Origin of the sequence: Sphingomonas sp. CFBP 13603 (assembly GCF_014892665.1) — a bacterium.
Classification (GTDB): domain Bacteria; phylum Pseudomonadota; class Alphaproteobacteria; order Sphingomonadales; family Sphingomonadaceae; genus Sphingomonas.
In genome coordinates, this window is record NZ_JADBIA010000003.1 from 23,761 (window position 1) to 42,376 (window position 18,616).

General features: G+C 67.6%; 14 protein-coding genes. 2 read left to right on the top strand and 12 right to left on the bottom strand.

The window, feature by feature from the left end; genetic code table 11:
- The first annotated feature begins 98 nt into the window (after nucleotides 1-98).
- Together IFR23_RS05580 and IFR23_RS05585 are read left to right on the top strand one after the other, a co-directional pair.
- Entirely contained in the window at nucleotides 99-1,499 is a 1,401-nt protein-coding gene (locus tag IFR23_RS05580) for an efflux transporter outer membrane subunit (protein ID WP_192975058.1), read from the top strand.
- Nucleotides 1,496-2,998, top strand: a complete 1,503-nt coding sequence (locus IFR23_RS05585; RefSeq protein WP_192975059.1) for a DHA2 family efflux MFS transporter permease subunit — start codon at nucleotides 1,496-1,498, stop codon at nucleotides 2,996-2,998. Before IFR23_RS05580 ends, IFR23_RS05585 begins: the two co-directional genes overlap by 4 nt.
- A gap of 124 nt (nucleotides 2,999-3,122) precedes the next feature.
- On the opposite strand, the gene mdoH is transcribed toward IFR23_RS05585, so the two are convergent.
- From mdoH to IFR23_RS05645, 12 genes are all read right to left on the bottom strand, one after another.
- Nucleotides 3,123-4,928 (bottom strand): glucans biosynthesis glucosyltransferase MdoH, encoded by a 1,806-nt coding sequence (mdoH, locus tag IFR23_RS05590; RefSeq protein WP_244655480.1) that lies wholly within the window; start codon nucleotides 4,926-4,928, stop codon nucleotides 3,123-3,125.
- Nucleotides 4,928-6,421: a glucan biosynthesis protein gene (locus IFR23_RS05595; RefSeq protein ID WP_192975060.1), complete on the bottom strand. Its 1,494-nt coding sequence runs from the start codon at nucleotides 6,419-6,421 to the stop codon at nucleotides 4,928-4,930. The genes mdoH and IFR23_RS05595 overlap by 1 nt, the downstream gene beginning before the upstream one ends.
- Before the next feature lie 90 nt (nucleotides 6,422-6,511).
- Entirely contained in the window at nucleotides 6,512-6,757 is a 246-nt protein-coding gene (locus IFR23_RS05600) for a hypothetical protein (protein WP_192975061.1), read from the bottom strand.
- 108 nt (nucleotides 6,758-6,865) lie between these two features.
- A complete protein-coding gene (locus tag IFR23_RS05605) occupies nucleotides 6,866-7,555 on the bottom strand; it encodes a response regulator transcription factor (protein ID WP_192975062.1) in 690 nt (229 codons plus the stop codon).
- The gene (locus tag IFR23_RS05610) at nucleotides 7,552-10,212 is read right to left on the bottom strand and encodes a sensor histidine kinase (protein ID WP_192975063.1); all 2,661 of its coding nucleotides are present in this window, start codon (nucleotides 10,210-10,212) and stop codon (nucleotides 7,552-7,554) included. The genes IFR23_RS05605 and IFR23_RS05610 overlap by 4 nt, the downstream gene beginning before the upstream one ends.
- Nucleotides 10,209-10,784 carry a potassium-transporting ATPase subunit KdpC gene (kdpC, locus tag IFR23_RS05615; protein ID WP_192975064.1) on the bottom strand — a complete coding sequence of 192 codons (576 nt, stop codon included), beginning with the start codon at nucleotides 10,782-10,784 and terminating at the stop codon, nucleotides 10,209-10,211. The genes IFR23_RS05610 and kdpC overlap by 4 nt, the downstream gene beginning before the upstream one ends.
- 256 nt (nucleotides 10,785-11,040) lie before the next feature.
- The gene (kdpB, locus tag IFR23_RS05620; RefSeq protein ID WP_192975065.1) at nucleotides 11,041-13,071 is read right to left on the bottom strand and encodes a potassium-transporting ATPase subunit KdpB; all 2,031 of its coding nucleotides are present in this window, start codon (nucleotides 13,069-13,071) and stop codon (nucleotides 11,041-11,043) included.
- 14 nt (nucleotides 13,072-13,085) lie between these two features.
- On the bottom strand, nucleotides 13,086-14,789 hold the full coding sequence (gene kdpA, locus IFR23_RS05625) for a potassium-transporting ATPase subunit KdpA (protein WP_192975066.1): 1,704 nt from the start codon (nucleotides 14,787-14,789) through the stop codon (nucleotides 13,086-13,088).
- 12 nt (nucleotides 14,790-14,801) lie between these two features.
- Nucleotides 14,802-14,891: a K(+)-transporting ATPase subunit F gene (gene kdpF, locus IFR23_RS05630; RefSeq protein WP_055875324.1), complete on the bottom strand. Its 90-nt coding sequence runs from the start codon at nucleotides 14,889-14,891 to the stop codon at nucleotides 14,802-14,804.
- A gap of 115 nt (nucleotides 14,892-15,006) precedes the next feature.
- Entirely contained in the window at nucleotides 15,007-15,855 is an 849-nt protein-coding gene (locus IFR23_RS05635) for a TorF family putative porin (RefSeq protein ID WP_192975067.1), read from the bottom strand.
- A 127-nt stretch (nucleotides 15,856-15,982) separates the two neighbouring features.
- Entirely contained in the window at nucleotides 15,983-17,110 is a 1,128-nt protein-coding gene (nhaA, locus tag IFR23_RS05640) for a Na+/H+ antiporter NhaA (RefSeq protein ID WP_446740887.1), read from the bottom strand.
- Entirely contained in the window at nucleotides 17,107-18,483 is a 1,377-nt protein-coding gene (locus tag IFR23_RS05645) for an FAD/NAD(P)-binding protein (RefSeq protein WP_244655481.1), read from the bottom strand. The genes nhaA and IFR23_RS05645 overlap by 4 nt, the downstream gene beginning before the upstream one ends.
- Nucleotides 18,484-18,616 lie beyond the last annotated feature (133 nt).

The following is an 18,616-nucleotide window of genomic DNA, read 5'->3' on the forward strand; positions in this document are numbered from 1 at the left end:
CCCAACTGGACCCCGGCCTTCGCCGGGGAGGAGGACGTGGGGATGTAGTCGACAGCGCCAGCAGATATGCCGGGATTGCGTGCGGCACATCATCAAAGATGCCCGGGATACTGACGGCCGTACTCGCCCTCGCCCTCGCCGCCTGCACCACCGCCGGCCCGAACTACGCGCTTCCCGAGTCCGCCGTCGTCAACCGCCCCTCCGCCAAGGGCGCATTCGACAGCGGCCACGAGAAGGCGTTCGCCGACACCCCGCTCCCCGATCACTGGTGGCAACTCTACGGCGATCCCCGCCTCGACGCGTTCGTCACCGAAGCGCTCGCCGCCAACACCGATCTGCGCGCCGCCGACGCCAACCTCCGCCGCGCCGACGCAGTCGTCGCCGAAGTCGCCGCGGGCCGAACGCTGTCGACTGTGGTCGGCGGCAGCACCTCGCTCGACCGCCCGTACACGACCGGCGGCAACCTGCCCGGCACGCTCGACTACAACCTCGGCATCACGCTAGCCTATCCGCTCGACCTGTCGGGCCGCATCCGCCGCGCGATCGAGGCGGCCCAAGGCGATGCCGAGGCCGTCGCCGCCGCGCGCGACAACGTCCGCGTCACCGTCGCCGCGGAGACCGCGCGCAGCTACGCTACCGCCTGCACCGCCAACTCGGTGCTCGCCGCGAACAACCGCATCCTCGCGCTGCAACGCCAGACGCTGAACGTGACGCAGCGCCTGCAACGCGGCGGCCGCGGCACTGCGTTCGACGTGACGCGCGCGAGGACCGCAGTCGACCAGAGCGAGGCGCTGATCCCGTCGCAGGTCGCGACGCGCACCGCCGCCTTGTACCGTCTCGCCACGCTGATGGGCCGCACACCCGCCGACTATCCGCGGGACGTTGAGACTTGTGCGAAGCCACCCGCGCTCACCCGCCCACTGCCGATCGGCGACGGGACCGCGTTGATCCTGCGCCGCCCCGATATCCGCCAGGCAGAACGCTCGCTCGCCGCCGCCACTGCGCGGATCGGCGTGGCGACCGCCAACCTCTATCCGCAGGTCAGCCTCGGCGGCTCGGCCGGGTTCACGGGTCCGGTCTCGTCGCTCGGCTCGACCAACGCGTTCCATCTCGGACTCGGGCCGTTGATCAGCTGGAGCTTCCCCAACCGCCCGGTCATCCGCGCGCAGATCGCGCAAGCCGGTGCCAGCGCGGATCAGGCACTGGCGCAGTTCGATTCGACTACACTCGAGGCGCTCCGCCAGACCGAGACCGCGCTCTCCGCCTATGCGCGCGAAGGCGACCGCAACGCAGCCCTGCGCCGCGTCCAGTCCAGCGCCGCACGCGCCGCGGACCAAGCCGGCACGCTCTATCGCTTCGGCCGCACCGACTTCCTCTCGCTGCTGACCGCACAGGCCGCGCTGACCACCGCGCAGGCCAACCTCGCCACGTCCGACGCGCTGCTGGTCGATCGCCAGGTCGACGTCTTCAAGGCGCTCGGCGGGGGGTGGCAGGCATGAGGCTCCGACGGCGCGGGCTCGCCTCGATCAACAGCGAGATCCGCGATGGCATCATGCCCGCCGCCGACACCATCGCGCGCGTCGCCAAGGACCCGGACGCGTTGCCGCACACGCCGAGCAACTACCGCGTCACCGCGCTGATCATCGCCTGCGCGCTGTTCATGGAGCAGATGGACTCGACCGTGCTCGCGACCGCGCTGCCGACGATGGCGCGCGATTTCGGCGTCCCCGCGACCAGCATGAGTTCGGCGCTGACCTCGTACCTGCTGGCGCTCGCGATCTTCATCCCCGCTAGCGGGCGCCTCGCGGACAGGTTCGGATCGCGCACGATCTTCCGCGCGGCGATCCTCATTTTCGTCGGCGGATCGATGCTGTGCGGCCAGGCGACCAGCCTGCCGTTCATGATGATCGCCCGCTTCCTGCAAGGGCTCGGCGGCGCGATGATGATCCCGATCGGCCGCCTCGTCCTGCTCCGCAGCGTCGCCAAGGAGGACATGGTCCAGGCGATGTCGTGGCTGATCATGCCCGCGCTGATCGGTCCGATCCTGGGCCCCCCGGTCGGCGGCGCGATCGTCACCTATCTCGACTGGCGCTGGATCTTCTACCTCAACGTGCCGATCGGCCTGCTCGGCGTGATCCTGGTGACGCGTTTCATCGGCGAGGTCCGCGAGGACAAGCCGGCGCGTTTCGACGTGCCCGGCTTCATCCTGTCGGGCGTGTCGCTCGGCTGCTTGTTGTTCGGGTTCGAGATGACCAGCCGCACCGGCGAATTGACGCGTGCCGTCGTGCTGATCGCGGTCGGGCTGGTCGCGGGCGTCGCCTATATCCGCCACGCAAAGCATCGCAGCGATCCGATCCTCGATTTGTCGCTGATGCGGATCCCGACCTTCCGGCTGTCGGTGATCGGTGGATCGCTGACCCGCATCACGCAGGGCGCGCAGCCGTTCCTGCTGCCGATGATGCTCCAGCTTGGGTTCGGGATGACCGCCGCGGCGAGCGGTGCGATCACGATCGCCGGCGCGATCGGCTCGCTGGGCATGAAGGGGCTCGCCCCGCGCATCCTGCGCCGTTTCGGATTCCGCAACAGCCTGGTCGTCGGCGGGCTATGCGCGAGCGCGGGCTATGCGGTCGCCGGCCTCTTCCGCCCCGACTGGCCGATCCCCGCGATCTTTGCGGTATTGTTGGTGTCAGGCTTCCTCATGTCCTTCCAGTTCTCTGCGTACAACACGATCGCGTATGACGAGATACCGTCGTCGCGGATGAGCAGTGCGACCAGCTTCTACGCGACGTTCCAGCAGCTGATGCTGTCGCTCGGGATCTGCGTCGGCGCGGCGTCGCTGCATGTCGGGATGCTCGGCACGGGCGCGACTAGGCCGGCGCTGACGGACTTCACGCTGGCGTTTCTAGTGGTGACCGCGGTGTCGGCGTCGGCGACGGTCTGGAACCGCCGGTTCGCGGTGGATGCCGGCGCGGAGTTGAGCGGACACCGCGCCGCATAATTATCCTCCCCTGCAATGGGAGGTGGCAGTCCGCAGGACTGACGGTGGGGTGACGCCCTATCGAGAGCGTATCACCCCTCCGTCTGGCAAGTGCCAGCCACCTCCCCTTGCAGGGGAGGACGTATCAGCCGCTATGCGCTGGCAAAGACGGCCGAGACAGCACCGAGACATGCTCGCCTGGCTCCACGAACATCCCGTGCGACAGCGCCCACCGCCCCGCTTTCTCGCTCGCCGTCAGCATCGTCAGGAACGGACTGAGCAACAGTCCCAGCGTCACCGGCGCGAGCCACGCCGCGGTGACCGGCGCGAACGGCGTCACGAGCAACAACGCCACCCCCACCCCGACATGCCAGCGATACCGCGGCATCACGTCCGCCAGCGACAGTTCGTGCGCGTCGCGGTTCTGCGGCGCCCAGCCCGACTTCCGCCCCATCAATATCCCCGCAAGATCCATCGTCTGCGTCAACGCGATCACCGGCGCGGACAGCATCGAGAACGGCACGTCGACCAGCACCGACCGGACGATCCCGCGCCGCCCGCCGAACCCCGCACGACGCTCGGCATTCGAGAAGGCCCAGATCACGCTCAACAGCTTCGGCCCGAACAGCAACAGCAGCGTCACCGCCAGCACCTGCAGCGAGGTCTGCGCCTCGACGATATTGCGCTCGCCGATCAGCGCCTGCACCACGCTCGTCGCGATCATCAGCAGCCACACCGGCGAGGTGATGAACGCCGACGCGCCCATCAGCAATTGCAGCCGGCTGATCCAGTGAAACCCCGACGAAGTCAGCAGGCTGAGATGCTGGATATTGCCCTGCGCCCAGCGCCGGTCGCGTACCGCCGCATCGATCAGCGTCGGCGGATATTCCTCGAACGTCTCCTCGGTCATCAGCATGTGCACGCGCCAGCCACGCCTGCGAAGCAGCGCTGCCTCGACCATGTCGTGGCTCATGATGACGCCGCCGAACGGCGCGCGTCCCGGCAGGTCCGGTAGGCCGCAGCTCGCCGCGAACGCCTCGATCCGGATCAGCGCGTTGTGCCCCCAGAAGGTCGCCTCCGAGCCCGACCACCAGACCAGCCCGGCGGTAGAGATCGGGCCGTACAACCGGCTGGCGAACTGCATCCAGCGCTGGAAGAACGTCACGCCGTTGATCACCGCCGGCACGGTCTGGAGCAGCGCGACCGCGGGCCGCCGTTCGAGCACCTGCGCCATGCCTATGATCGTGTTGCCGCCCATCAGGCTGTCCGCGTCGAGCATCAGCATGTAGCGATAGCCACCGCCGAACCGCCGGATCCACTCGGCAACGTTGCCGGGTTTGCGGCCGACGTTCACCGTGCGGCGGCGGTAATACAGCGCGCAGTCTAGCGTCGGCGCGAGGCGCTCCCACGCCGCGAGCTCGGCCGCTTCCGCCGCTTCGCCGGAGTCGCTTAGGATGAAGATGTCGAACCGGTCGGCGACACCGCCCGCGGCGATCGCGCGTGCCATCCACGCGATCCGCTCGAATACCGCATCGATGTCCTCGTTGTGGACCGGCATCAGGATCGCGGTGCGGCCTTCGAGCGGTTCGGACTGGCGCGGCGTCGGGACGAACCCCGGATGGCCCCCGGTCATGAGCAGCACGAAGCCGATCGCGGCGTTCATGAAGCCGAACGCGATCCATGCGAACAGTGGGAAGAACAGTGCGAGCAACGCTGCGTCCCAGAAGCTCAATCCGTCGGCGAGCAACGATTCCTGCACCGCCGACGACGCCGCGGTCGCGAGCAGGCCGGTCATCAGCACGAGGAGGATCCGGCGCGCGAGCATGTCGTCGGACGACACGACCATGCCGGGACCAGGCTCGGGCGCGGACCAGGGCGGCGGCGGGCCGTCGAAGCGCTGCGGGAGCATCTCGATCGGTGTTTCGCCCGGCATCATGGGAAGCGTGGGCATCAGAATATCGGGGTCAGGACGGTTTCGCTGAGCGCACGACCGCCGCGCGTGAGGAACAGCCTGACGTCGGCGGGCCCTTGCGCATCGGGGGCCACGTCGGCGGTGACGCGCCAGCGGTTCTTCTGGCCGACGACGGGATAGGCAGCGTTGGCGAGCAGTTTGCCGCGCACGACGTCGATCTTCGCGGTCACCCCGCTCTGCCGATCGAGTCCGGCCAAACCTTCGCCAATGAAATCGACCACGAGCTTCCGCGCGCCCTTCACCGGCTCGGCGCCCGGTCGACCGGCGATGCCCTGCCAGCAATCGACGACGTGCGCGGTCGGGGCAACGGCGGTCGGATCGGTCGATTTCCACGACAGGTTATAGTCAAACTGCAACCGCTGCCCCGCCTTCGCTGGCGTTGCCGGAGTCCAGAACGAGACGACATTGTCGACCGTCTCGCTGCTGGTCGGGAACGCATAGAGCATCACCGCGCCCTTGCCCCAGTCGCCCTGCGGCTGGATCCACAGGTTCGGCCGGCGATCGTAGAACGCGCCGTCGTCCTGATAATGATCGAAATTGCGGTCGCGCTGGATCAGGCCGAACCCCTTGGGCGCCTGATCCGCGAAACTGTCGAGCGTATCGTGCGGCGGGTTGTTCAGCGGGCGCCAGATACGTTCGCCGGCACCGGTAAGCAGCGCCAGACCATCCGAATCGTGGATTTCGGGACGCCAGTCGACCGCGGCGGCGCGATTACCCTCGCCGTACCAGAACATGCTGGTCGCCGGCGCGACGCCGAGCCGCTCGATGTCGCGGCGGACGTTGAGCACGGAGGAAACCTGCTGCTCGACGCCAGCGCCGGCGACGTGGCGCGACTGGATGCGGTACGCGCCGGTGACGCTGGTGCCGTCCATCAGCGCGTAGATCGTGTACGCGTCGGTGCCGGTCCGCTCGATCCAGAATTCGGTGAAGTCGGGGAACTCCTCGCGGCCCGGCAGCCCGGTGTTGATCGCGAGCCCGCGCGCGGACAGACCATATTGGTCCTGCGCGCCGGCGGTGCGGAAATAGGATGCACCCTGGAACGCCATCCAGTCACTCGTCCCGCCCGGCGCCATCGCGCGGAACCCGGCGATGCCCAGCGCGGCGGCATGGCCCTCTTCGGCCTCGAACAGGTCGCGCGAGAACTCGATACGGCGCGCCTGCCCGTTTTCGACGACGTTGATCGCGACCGGCATCGGCGCATAGCGGCCGAGCGGGAACAGCCGGATGCCACCGGCGAGCGTCTTGTCCGCGCGGAAGCGGATGCTGCCGACCTTGTCGTAATCGATCGCGGCGGCGGCTGCGACCTTGGCCGGGGCGGCATATGGCTTGGTAGCGAGCGTCGCGGCGCGCTGCTGGAGCGCGTCCCAGGAGAACGGCTCGGCCTTGCCGGGCGCCGTACGCATCGCGGCGGCGGCCTGTGGGAGGACACCCAACAGACCCAGCGCGGTCATTACTTCGCGTCGACCGATCATGCAGAGCGCTCCCTTGTCGTCATCATGCTGCAATGCGGTAGCATAGTGACGTCATGCGCGCGCGTCGACAGGTCCCGCCGCGGGCGCGCCTTATCGCGCGGCGCGTCGCCAGCGGGCGCTGATGCTTACCGGGTCGTGGATGTGTCCGCCAACGACCACCAGCATCGCGCCGGCGCTGGCGCAGACGAAGCCGATCGTGGCGAGCAGGAACGCGAATGGGCCAGTTTGCGGTTGAAGACGGGAGAGTGTGTGGATCGCGATTAGGGCAATTGCGAGTGACAGGATTCCGCTGGCGCGGAGGCTCAGGTCAGTGCGCAGGCCGCGGGCGTCGGTCATGTAACACGTCAGCTATCACCTGCCGCATATCCCCGTTATCCCGGCGAAAGCCGGGACCTCGCGCGGCAGGGGCGACCTGCTGCGGTGAAACACACTAATATTCCCGGTTCAGGCGTGGACCAACAGCCTGTACCCGATGCCGAGTTCGTTCGCGATGACCGTTCCGACACCCCCCGTCCCCTCCAGCTTCTGCCGCAAGTTACGCACGACGATGCGGAGATATTCGATCCGGCGGTCGTGGTCGGTCGGCCATGCCGCCTCCAGAATCCGCTGGTGCGTCACTACCCGCCCCGGATGCGCCGCGAGCGCCGACAGCACGTCGAACTCCTTCCGCGTCAGATGCGCTTCCTCGTTGCCGCGCCGGACTAGGCGGTGCTCGAAATCGATTTCCACCCCATGCGCGCGCAGGACCGTCGGCCGCGATGTCGCCTCCCCTCGACCGCGCAGCGCCACCCGCAACCGCGCGAGCAGCTCTTCGGTATCGAACGGCTTCGTCACATAATCCTCGGCCCCGAGATCGAGCGCCGCGACCTTCTGGTCGGTCGCCTCGCGCGCGGAGACGACGAGTATGATCGGATCGCCGAGCTTCTTAAGCAGCGGCACCAGTTCAAGCCCGTCCCGATCGGGCAACCCCAGGTCGAGCAGCACCGCGGTCAACGGTCGGCTCGCCGCCACCCGCAACGCCTCACGCGCGTCGACCGCCTCCTCGACGCCGTATCCCGCCCGCTCCAGCGTGTTCTTCAACAACCGTCGGATATGCAGTTCGTCGTCCACTATCAGGACCGTCTGCGCGCTCATAGATTCGCTCCATCGGTGTCGCGGACGAGCAGGGCCACGGGGAAACACAGACTGAACCGTGCGCCGGCCAGGTCTTCGCGGTTGCTGGCTTCGACGGTCATCCCCATCGCTTCGGCGAACGCTTTCACGATCGCAAGCCCGAGCCCGGTGCCGCCGATCGCGCGGTCGGAGCCTTCGAGGCGGCGGAACGTCTCGAACACCTCCTTCTCGCGCCCGGGTGGCAGACCGGGCCCCTGGTCGATCACCGACAGGCGGAGCAGCCCGAAGCGATGCTCGGCACGCACGACGATCGGCGTACCGGGATCGGCATAGCGCCCCGCATTGTCGAGCAGGTTGAGCAGGCAATGGTGGAGCAGTTGCGGGTCGACGCGGACCAAAGGCAGGTTCGGCGCGACGTCGAGTTCGATCGCATGACCCTCCAGCACGCGCTTCGTGTCGTGCACCGCGCCCGCCACCGCGTCGGTGAGATCGGTCGGCTCCAGCCGCAACCGGAGCGCACCCGCTTCCACGCGCGCCATGTCGAGCAGATTGCCGACGAAGCGGTTGAGCCGCGCCGCCTCGGTCTCGATCGTGTCGATCAGCTCGGGCGTAACGCCGCGGTGCAGCTCGGCAGCCGCCGCCATCACCGAGGTCAGCGGCGTGCGCAAATCGTGGCTCACCGACGACAGCAACGCCTGCCGCAACCGATCACGCTCGCGCACCGCATCGACGTCGCGCATCTCGACCTCAAGCCGCGCGCGTTCGAGCACGAGCGACGCCTGATCCACCAGGCTCATCAGCAATGGCAGTTGGTCCGAGCGCACCGGATCGCCGCCCGCCTCACGCGCGAGCCCGAGCACCGCCAGCGTCCGCTCGCCCGAGCGCAGCGGCTGGAAGAACCACTCCGATGCCGCCAGCGTGCTCGACCCACGGCCCGCCGGCGCGCCCGTATCATAGGCCCATTGCGCGGCCGCCATCTCCATCGTCTCCAGCCGGTAATCCGCGCCGTTCGCCGCCTGGACCGCGAGGCCGGGATCCTCCGCGACGAGGATGACCGCACGCACGCCGAACAGCCGTCCGATTTCCTCGCAGATCGCGCGCGCCAGCGCGACCGGCTCGTTGAGCGAGGTCAGCTGGCGCAGGAAACCGGCAAGTGCTGCGTTGGTGCGGGCGCTGGCCGCCGCGATATCGGCCTGCGCGCGGACCCGCGACGTGAGCTGGCTCGTCACGAACGCGATGCCGAGCAGCACGAGGATCGAGATCACGTTCTCGGGATTATTGATCGTCAGCGTGCCGGTCGGCGGCAGGAAGAAGAAGTTGTACGCGATCGACGAAACCACGCCTGCGAACAACCCGGTGCGCAGGCCGAACAGGCTCGCCGCGGCCATCACCGGCAGCAGGTACAGCAGCGCGACGTTGCCGAGGTTGAGGATGTGGAACAGCGCGCTCGCCACACCGGTGACACCCGCGACCATCGCCGTCGTCCACGCGTACCCCGCCTTGCTCCCCCATCCGCCGGTCCGCACGCATGTGCCGCGGGGCGCGGTGGGTGGATCCATCGGCAGGACGTGGACGGCGATCCCCGGTGACTCGCGGACCATCTGGTCGACGACCGAGCCGTGACGCAGTTCGAACCAGCGCGAGCGGGTCGACTTGCCGACCACGAGCTGGGTCGCGCGCGCCTCCGCCGTGAAGGTCTTGAGGCCGTCGACCACCGATGTCGCGGGGACGGTGGCGACGTCGCCGCCGAGTTGCGTCGCCAGGTTGAAGACTGCGGCAAGCTGGCGGTGCTCGGCCTCGCCGAAGGTCTGCGCGCGGGGTGTCTCGATATACACCGCGGTCCAGGGCGCGTGCATCGCGTCGGCGATCCGCTTGGTCGCGCGGACGAGGCCCAATGCGCCGGGCAGTTCGCTGATCGCGACGACGATCCGCTCGCCGCCCGCCCAGGTGCCGCCGACGCCCAATGCGCGGACGTGTTCGAGCATCTGCGCATCGACGGCTTGGGCGGCGCGACGGAGCGCGAGTTCGCGCAGGGCCGACAGGTTGGACTTCGAGAAAAAATGCGAGAGGGCTCGGGTCGCCTCCTGGGGCAGGTAGACCTTCCCCGCCTTCAGTCGCTCGATCAGTTCGTCGGGCGGGATGTCGACGACTTCGATCTCGGCGGCCTCGACGATGCTGTCGGGGACGGTCTCGCGGACGCGGACACGCGTGAACGAGGCGACGACGTCGTTGAGGCTCTCGATGTGCTGGATGTTGATCGTCGAATAGACGTCGATCCCCGCCGCGAGCAGTTCCTCGACGTCCTGATAGCGTTTCGGGTGGCGGCTGCCGGGCGCGTTGGTGTGGGCGAGTTCGTCGACCAGCACGAGCGTCGGCGCGCGCTCGAGGATGGCGTCGAGGTCCATCTCGTCGAGCGTGCGGCCTTCGTACGGGATCGCCTTTCGCGCGACGATCTCGTGGCCCCTTGTCAGTGCTTCGGTTTCGACGCGGCCGTGCGTCTCGACCACACCGATGACGACGTCGACACCCGCGCGGCGACGTTCGGCGCCTTCGGAGAGCATCTCGTAGGTTTTCCCCACACCGGGGGCGGCGCCGAGGAAGATCTTCAGACGGCCGCGACCCTCCTGCGACGCCTGTCGCAGAAGGGCCTCGGGTGATGGTCGCGTGTCGTCGTTCAACGCGTTGCGTCAAGGGCGCGGTTGAGAGCGAAGACGTTGACGCGTGGCTCGCCAAGGATGCCAAGCAGCGGGCCGTCGACGTTGGCGGTTACCAGCGCGCGGACCTTGTCGGCAGGAAGGCCGCGGGTACGGGCGACGCGGGCGACCTGGGCATAGGCCGAGGCTGGCGACAGATCGGGGTCGAGACCCGAACCCGAGGCGGTGGCGAGATCGGCGGGGAGTGGCCCGGTCACGCCTTCTGCGCGGCGCTTGGCGACGTCCGCCTTGGTGCGATCGACGAGTGCTTGGCTGGTCGGGCCGTAGTTCGAGCCGGATGAGACCTGGCCATCATAGCCTTTGCCGGCGGCCGAGGGGCGCGTCTGGAAATAGCGATCGGTGGTGAAGGCCTGGCCGACTACGGTCGAGCCGATCGTTTTGCCGTTGGCCATGACGAGGCTGCCGTTTGCTTGGGCGGGGAAGATGGCTTGTCCGATCCCGGTCATCGCGAGGGGATAGACGATCCCGAGCAGCAGCGCGAACAGGATCGTCATGACAAACGCGGGGCGGAGGGCGGAGGTGAAATCGGAGGTCATTCTGTCGTCTCCATGTGTCCCCGCGAAGGCGGGAACCCAGTCTGGGCACCCGCCTTCGCGGGTGAACAATTCTTGGGGGTGAGGTCACACGTCGCATCTCGGCCGCGCCCGCCAAGCACCTCCCCGGCGGAGGCCGGGGTCCAGTTGGGGAACATCGCTAACGGCGGGTGCGCTTCGTTACCGCGACCTTTCCACCTGGGCCCCGGCCTCCGCCGGGGTGGTGCCAGCTCTTGTTGTAAAGTTGCACGCTTGATCATTACGCCAGCCCCAGCGCGCCGACCAGAAGGTCGATCAGCTTGATCCCCACGAACGGCGCAATCAGCCCACCCAGGCCATACACCGCCAAGTTCCGCGCAAGCAGCGGCCCCGCGGCCATCGGCTTGTACGCCACGCCCTTCAGCGCAAGCGGCACCAGCATCGGGATGATGATCGCGTTGAAGATGATCGCCGACAGGATCGCGCTTTCGGGCGACCCCAGCCGCATCACGTTCAGCACGCCAAGCCCCGGATAGAGCGCGACGAACATCGCCGGGATGATCGCGAAATACTTCGCCACGTCGTTCGCCACCGAGAAGGTCGTCAGCGCACCGCGGGTCATCAGGAGTTGCTTCCCAAGGCCAACGATCTCGATCAGCTTGGTCGGATCGCTGTCGAGGTCGACCATGTTGCCAGCCTCGCGCGCGGCCTGCGTGCCGGTGTTCATCGCCACGCCGACATCGGCCTGGGCGAGCGCAGGCGCATCGTTGGTGCCGTCGCCGCACATCGCGACCAGTCGCCCGCCCTGCTGTTCCTTGCGGATCAGGTCGAGCTTGTCCTCAGGGGTCGCCTGCGCGAGGAAATCATCCACGCCCGCTTCGGCCGCGATCGCGGCGGCGGTGAGCGGGTTGTCGCCGGTGATCATCAACGTGCGGATGCCCATCGCGCGCAACTCGCCGAAGCGCTCGCGGATGCCGGCCTTGACGACGTCCTTGAGAAAGATCGCGCCGAGCAGACGGCCGTCCCGTGCAACCGCCAGCGGCGTGCCGCCGGCGCGGGCGATCTCGTCGGTGATGCGGCGGAGTTCGGTGGCAGCGGCGGTCGCCCCTGCCCCCGGATTGGCCTTCAGGATCGAATCCACGGCCCCCTTCTGGATCAGCGAACCCCCGACGATCACGCCCGAGATACGCGTCTGTGCGGTGAACGGGATGACCTCCGCATCGCCCGGCAGTTCGCTGGTCGTCACCCCGAACTTTTCGCGCGCCAGCACGACGATCGAGCGGCCCTCAGGCGTCTCGTCGGCGAGGCTGGCGAGCAATGCCGCCTCGGCCAGATCCTCGTCGCGCGTGCCGCCGACCGAGCGGAACTCGCTCGCCTGACGATCGCCGATCGTGATCGTGCCCGTCTTGTCGAGCAGCAGGACGTCGATATCGCCCGCCGCCTCGACCGCACGACCCGACTTCGCCAGCACGTTGAAGCGCACCAGACGATCCATCCCCGCGATCCCGATCGCCGACAGCAACGCCGCGATCGTCGTCGGGATCAGCGTGATCAGCAGCGCCGCCAGGATCGCGACCGGCACGCGGCCGCCCGCATAGCTCGCGAAACCGGGGATCGTGCCGACCGCGATCAGGAAGATGATCGTCAGGCCGACGAGCAGCAGCGTGAGCGCGATCTCGTTCGGCGTCTTCTGCCGCTCGGCGCCTTCGACGAGCGCGATCATGCGGTCGAGAAAGCCTTCGCCGGGGTTGGCGGTGACCTTGACCCGGATCTCGTCGGAGATGACGCGCGTGCCCGCGGTCACCGCCGAGCGATCGCCGCCCGCCTCGCGGATCACCGGCGCGCTCTCGCCGGTGATCGCGGCTTCGTTGACCGAGGCGACGCCCCAGACGACTTCGCCATCGGCCGGGATCAAGTCGCCCATCGTCACCAGGACGATGTCGCCCGCGCGGAGCATGCTGGCGGGGACGGACTCCACTTGATCCCCCTTCATGCGGCGCGCGGTCAGTTCGGCCTTGGTCGCGCGCAACGACGCGGCCTGCGCCTTGCCGCGGCCTTCGGCGAGCGCTTCGGCGAACGTGCCGAACAACACCGTCAGCCACAGCCAGATCACCAGCTGGATCTTGAAGCCGACCGAGAGCCCGTCGCCGCCGACATTGACGAGGATCGTCAACAGCGTGGCGACGCAGGCGGTGACGAACATCACCGGGTTGCGGATCAATTGCCTTGGGTCGAGTTTCCGGAAAGCGTCGCCGATCGCCGGGATGATCAAGTCGGCCGTAAACAGCGACTTGGTAGGGGTGCGTGCCATTTTGGCTTGTCCCGTCAGAAGGTTTTGCCGCTGATCATCGCGAGATGATCGGCGATGGGACCGAGCGCGAGGCTCGGCAGGAAGGTCAGGCCACCGACGATCAGGATGATCCCGACCAGCAGGCCGACCCACAGTGCGCCCGTCGTCGGGAACGAGCCTGAGCTCTCCGGCGTGTACTTCTTGGCCGCGAGACCACCGGCGATGGCGAGCATCGGCACGATGATGAAGAAGCGCCCGAGCCACATCGCGACGCCCAGCAAGCCGTTGTAATACGGCGTGTTGGCCGTCAGACCGGCAAAGGCCGACCCGTTGTTACCGACCGCGCTGGTGAACGCGTAGAGGATCTCGCTGAACCCGTGCGGACCCTTGTTGAGCGGCCCCGCAAGCCCGTCCGGCAGCACGGCGCTGAGCGCGGTGAAGCCGAGAATGACGAGCGGCAGGATGGCGATCGCCAGCACTGCCAGTTTCACTTCGCGACTCTCGATCTTCTTACCGACATATTCGGGCGTGCGGCCGACCATCAGCCCTGCGACGAACACGGCGAGGATGGCGAACAGCAGGAAGCCGTAGATGCCCGCGCCGACGCCGCCGATGACGACTTCGCCAAGCTGCATGTTGAGCAGCGGAATCATCCCGCCCAAGGCCGTGAAGCTGTCGTGCATCGCGTTGACCGCGCCGCACGATGCGGCGGTGGTGACGACCGAGAACAAGGCGGACGCGGCGATCCCGAAGCGGACCTCCTTGCCTTCCATGTTACCGCCCGCGACGCCGATGCTGTGGAGGATCGGGTTGCCCGCGGCTTCCTGCCAATAGGTGACGGTGACGCCGGCGAGAAACAGCACGAGCATGGCCGAGAGGATCGCCCAACCCTGCCTGGTGTTGCCGACGGCCTTGCCGAAGGTCCAGGTTAGGCCGAAGCCGATCAGGAATATCGACAGCATCTGCACGAGGTTGACGAGCGCGGTCGGGTTTTCGAACGGATGCGCCGAGTTCGCGTTGAAGAAGCCGCCACCATTGGTGCCGAGCATCTTGATCGCTTCCTGGCTCGCTACCGGCCCGAGCGTCAGCGTCTGCTTGAGCCCTTCGAGCGTGGTGATGTCGACCGTGCCGGCGAGCGTCTGCGGCACGCCGCTGGCGATGTAGAAGATCGTAACGACGACACAGATCGGCAGCAGCACGTAAAGCGTGACGCGCGTCATGTCGGCCCAGAAATTGCCGATCGTCGCGCTAGACCTGCGCGCGAACCCGCGGAACAGCGCGAACGCCAGCGCGATGCCGGTGGCGGCCGACAGGAAGTTGTGGATCGTCAGCCCGAACATCTGGCTGAAGTTCGACATGGTCGATTCACCGGCATAGCTCTGCCAGTTGGTGTTCGCGGTGAAGCTTATCGCGGTGTTGAACGCGAGGTGAGGGCTGAGCCCGGCGAGACCCTGCGGATTACCGGGCAATACGCCCTGCAGACGCAGGACCGCGTAGGTCAGCGCCATCAGCACGGCGTTGAACACGATCATGTGCAGCGCGTAACGACGCCAGCCCTGCTCCTGCTTGGGGTCGATGCCGCTGAGCTTGTAGAAGCCCGTTTCGACGGGGCCGAGCACCGCGTGGATTGGCGTGCGGCGGCCTTCGTACAAGGCGAACAGCCACAGGCCGACGGGTTTGGTCAACGCCAGCAATATGCCGACGAAGCCCAGGATGAGGATCCATCCTTCGAATGTCATGAGGACGCGCTCCTAAAAGCGTTCGGGACGGATGAGCACCGCCACGAGGTAAAACAGCAGCCCGAGCGCGACGATCGCGGCGAGCCAGAGGTCGAGGGTCATGATGGTGTCCTCATGGGCTCAGGCGTTGTCGCACAGGCGGACATAGGCGAGCGTCGCCGCCACCAGTCCGATCATGATGGCGATCCAGAGAAGGTCCTGCATGGCTGGGTTCCTTTCAGAAGGCGGCGGTGAGCGAGGCAACCACGGTGCCGTCGGCGATCGATCCGGTGCCGTCCTGGCCGCGGCTGAAGCTGGGCTGGAGATACGCAGCACTGCGACGCGTGATGTCGGTGTCGACATAGCTCACGTTCAGCGTCAGGTTTTTATACGTAGTGTCCGCACCGAGCGACCAATCCCAATAGTCGCCGGTCGGCGCTGCGCTGGTCGCGTTCGGGCCAAGGCCGTCATTGCCCCAGCTATGGCCGATATGCGCCTTGGCGGTGATCGGCGTGCCGGCAATCGCAAACGCACCGTCGCCGGTCAGGTAGAGGTTGTCCTCCTTGTCACCTGCGTCGGTGTAAACGCCCGCCGCGACATCGGAGCCGGTGCGATACCATTTGCCGAGTGCCTGCTGCTTCGGCGCGTAGAAGGCGCTCGCGGTCAGCGTCGCTGGGCCAGTCGTGCCGCTGAGCTTCACATAGGGCTCGGCATAGTCGGTCTTCGAGGCGCCGCCCGGATACATGTACCAGGTCAGGCCGACATCGATCGTCGCGTTGTCCGCAAGCTTGTGCTTGTAGCCGCCGATCAGGTCGAGCTCCATGTTCGAGCCGCCGAACGTGCCCCAGCCCGAGAGGTTCGATCCCCATGCGCCGACGTAGATCCCGCTCTCGTGCGAAATTGTCAGCCCGCCCTGGATCGCGCCATCCTTGTCCGACTGCGACACGCCGCGCAGGCGGTAATCGGTCACGAGCGTTACCGAACCGCTGACGCTAACGGGTGACGGGGGCGCGGTGTCCTGCGCGAACGCAGGCGTGGCGAGGCCGGTCAGGATACTGGCGGCGGCGGCGAAACGAAGAATGTGCATTGCGGTCCCCATGCGCGTGCCGCCGAAAGGATGGCGGTTCGCGAGGACTGGCAATTAGGCTCCGGCGACGTAGCAATTCGAGATCGATTGCCGGGCCGGAGCATATGTTTCGCGTAGTATTGTCGAATTATTGTGCGGTGCGGCGAAGGAGCAGCCAGCCGGCGACGCCCGACAGGATCGAGCCGGCGAACACGCCGACCTTCACGGCGTCCATCGCGTGCGGCGCGCCGGCGAAGGCGAGCCCGCCGATGAACAGGCTCATCGTAAAGCCGATCCCGCACAGCACGGCCATGCCGTACACCTGCGTCCAGCTCGCGCCCTCGGGTCGGTCGGCGATCCGCAGCCAAGCGAGACCGCGAACCGTCGCGAAGATGCCGATCTGCTTGCCGAGAAATAGCCCCAGCATGATCCCGACCGGCAGCGGCGCGATCACGTCCGCCGCCACCATCCCGCCGAACGCGATGCCCGCATTGGCGAACCCGAACGCCGGCACGATCAGGAAACGCGACCAGGGTTGGAGCGCGTGTTCGAGACGTTTCAGCGGCGGCTGGCCGTCCCCCGTCCGCAAGGGGATCGTCAACGCGACCGCCACACCGGCGAGCGTCGCGTGCACGCCCGACAGCAGAACACCGTACCAAATGCCGACGCCGATCAGCAGATACGGCACCAGCGACCGCACGCCCGACAGGTTCAGGATGACGAGCACGCCCAGCCCGGCGCCCGCGCCGAGCAACGGCAGCAGCGCGATATGGCCGGTATAGAACAGCGCGATGACGAGGATCGCGAGCAGGTCGTCGATCACCGCGATCGCCGTCAGCAGCACCTTCAACGAGGTCGGCACACGCGATCCGAGCAGGGCAAGGATGCCGAGCGCGAACGCGATGTCGGTCGCCGCCGGGATAGCCCAGCCGCGCAGATTGTCGGGCGTTCCCATGTTGACGAGCACATAGAGGACCGCCGGCACCGCCATACCCGCGAGCGCCGCCGCACCGGGCATGATGCGCTCGCCCCAGGTCGAGAGATGCCCCGAGACGAACTCGCTCTTCACCTCCAACCCGATCAGCAGGAAGAACAGCGCCATCGCGCCGTCGTCGATCCAGTGGTGGACGCTCATCCCGCCGACTGCGTGGTGCAGTGTCGCGAAGTACGTTGGCGCGAGCGGTGAATTTGCGACGATCAGTGCCGCTATCGCCGCCGCGAGCAGCACGATGGCGCCCGCCGCATCACTCGAGAAAAAGCGCCGGATCGCGGTCAAAGACCTTCGCCGCCCACCCATTGCGCGTTGGACAAGCGGCGCGCGAGATCCCAGCTCTGCACGCGGATATCGGGCACCGCGACGACTTCCCACAGCCCGCCGCGGGTCATCGGCCCGATGCAGTGGATCCGGTCGTCGGGCGTTCCATCGGCGCGGATCGCGCGTGACTGTGCATCGACGTCGACGCCGAGCCGCAACGGATCGGGCCGGATCGCGCCGGCCGCGAGCAGGTGCTTCGCGAGCGGCTCCTCCGAGCGCAACAGGTCGCCCTGCGGCCCCGTGCAGTTCACGATCCGTGCCGCGCGCGTGACGACCGGATCGGTCTCGCCGCGCGGCCGCCACGCCAGCTTTGCCTGCGTCTCGTCGGCTTCGGCAGATACGATCTTGCCCGCCGCGAAGGTCAGCCGCCCGGTCGCGACGAGCGCCTCGACACGGTCCGCAACGGCTGGAGCAAGCCGGTGGCGGTGGACGTCCCAATACGGGCGTAGATGGCGAAGGAAGCGCCCGCGCACGTCCTGCGACGCCGCTGCCCACAGCATCTGCGTGACCGGACGAAGTTCGTCGACGGCGCAGCGCCAGCCTTCCTGCGCAGCGCGTGCACGAACATGGCGGACGAGATCGGTCAGCCCACCCTGCGGTTTGTCCGAAACCCCGCGATGCGCCGGCGCGCCATCGACATGCCGCCGCGGCGACAGCCCGCGTCGCGACATCGCCAGGATATTTCCGGCGAACCCCTGCGCATCGAGCAGCAACGCCGCGTCGATCGCGGTCAGCCCGGTTCCGACCAGCACGACGGTATCGTCCGCGCCCAGCCCCTCGGCGAGATTGGCCGCCCACGGGTCCGCGTAATAGACACCGGCCGGCAGCGCGTCCGGCTTCAACCCCGGCGGCGTGTGTGGTGGCAGGTTACCGAGTGCGAGCACCGCAGTGTCGGCCGCGATCTTGCGCCCATCCGCCATCGTCAGCGTCACGCCGTCGCCTTCGACCGAATCGATCGCGCAGACCTCGCCCTCAACATGCGCCAGCCGGCCGGCCGATTCCGCGATCGCCGCATCGAGCAGTTCGCGCAGATACGCGCCATACGTCGTGCGCGGGACGAAGGTCTTGCGGTCGCCCTTGCCGTGTGCCTCCAGCCAGCGAACGAAGTGGTCGGGATCGTCGGGCAGCGCGCTCATGTTCCCCGCACGGACGTTGAGCAGATGATCGGGATGCGCCGCGCTATATGCGACACCACGCGCAAGCTGCCGATCGCGCCTCTCGATCAAGGTCACGCGCGGCCCCTCATGCCGCATCAGATTGACCGCGAACAGCGCGCCGGAAAACCCGCCGCCGACGACCACCACGTGATCCTCGGGTCCCGCAATCCGCGGCATCGTCGCTCGGTCGTCCATCTGCTAGCTCACCTCGTTAGACGGGAACGCCATGCCCCATCGACACCGCCTAGCCTACCCCGCTCGGCCGGGCCGGGTTCGGATCACACCGATCGTTCTCGTGCCGCCTGCCAAT

What these genes read in the sequence shown, in the direction of transcription:
- kdpC (WP_192975064.1), bottom strand. Translation starts at nt 10,784, where the DNA reads ATGACCTCCGATTTCACCTCCGCCCTCCGCCCCGCGTTTGTCATGACG.
- IFR23_RS05580 (WP_192975058.1), top strand. Translation starts at nt 99, where the DNA reads ATGCCCGGGATACTGACGGCCGTACTCGCCCTCGCCCTCGCCGCCTGC.
- kdpA (WP_192975066.1), bottom strand. Translation starts at nt 14,789, where the DNA reads ATGACATTCGAAGGATGGATCCTCATCCTGGGCTTCGTCGGCATATTG.
- IFR23_RS05605 (WP_192975062.1), bottom strand. Translation starts at nt 7,555, where the DNA reads ATGAGCGCGCAGACGGTCCTGATAGTGGACGACGAACTGCATATCCGA.
- mdoH (WP_244655480.1), bottom strand. Translation starts at nt 4,928, where the DNA reads ATGCCCACGCTTCCCATGATGCCGGGCGAAACACCGATCGAGATGCTC.
- kdpB (WP_192975065.1), bottom strand. Translation starts at nt 13,071, where the DNA reads ATGGCACGCACCCCTACCAAGTCGCTGTTTACGGCCGACTTGATCATC.
- IFR23_RS05600 (WP_192975061.1), bottom strand. Translation starts at nt 6,757, where the DNA reads ATGACCGACGCCCGCGGCCTGCGCACTGACCTGAGCCTCCGCGCCAGC.
- IFR23_RS05585 (WP_192975059.1), top strand. Translation starts at nt 1,496, where the DNA reads ATGAGGCTCCGACGGCGCGGGCTCGCCTCGATCAACAGCGAGATCCGC.
- IFR23_RS05595 (WP_192975060.1), bottom strand. Translation starts at nt 6,421, where the DNA reads ATGATCGGTCGACGCGAAGTAATGACCGCGCTGGGTCTGTTGGGTGTC.
- kdpF (WP_055875324.1), bottom strand. Translation starts at nt 14,891, where the DNA reads ATGACCCTCGACCTCTGGCTCGCCGCGATCGTCGCGCTCGGGCTGCTG.
- IFR23_RS05635 (WP_192975067.1), bottom strand. Translation starts at nt 15,855, where the DNA reads ATGCACATTCTTCGTTTCGCCGCCGCCGCCAGTATCCTGACCGGCCTC.
- IFR23_RS05645 (WP_244655481.1), bottom strand. Translation starts at nt 18,483, where the DNA reads ATGCCGCGGATTGCGGGACCCGAGGATCACGTGGTGGTCGTCGGCGGC.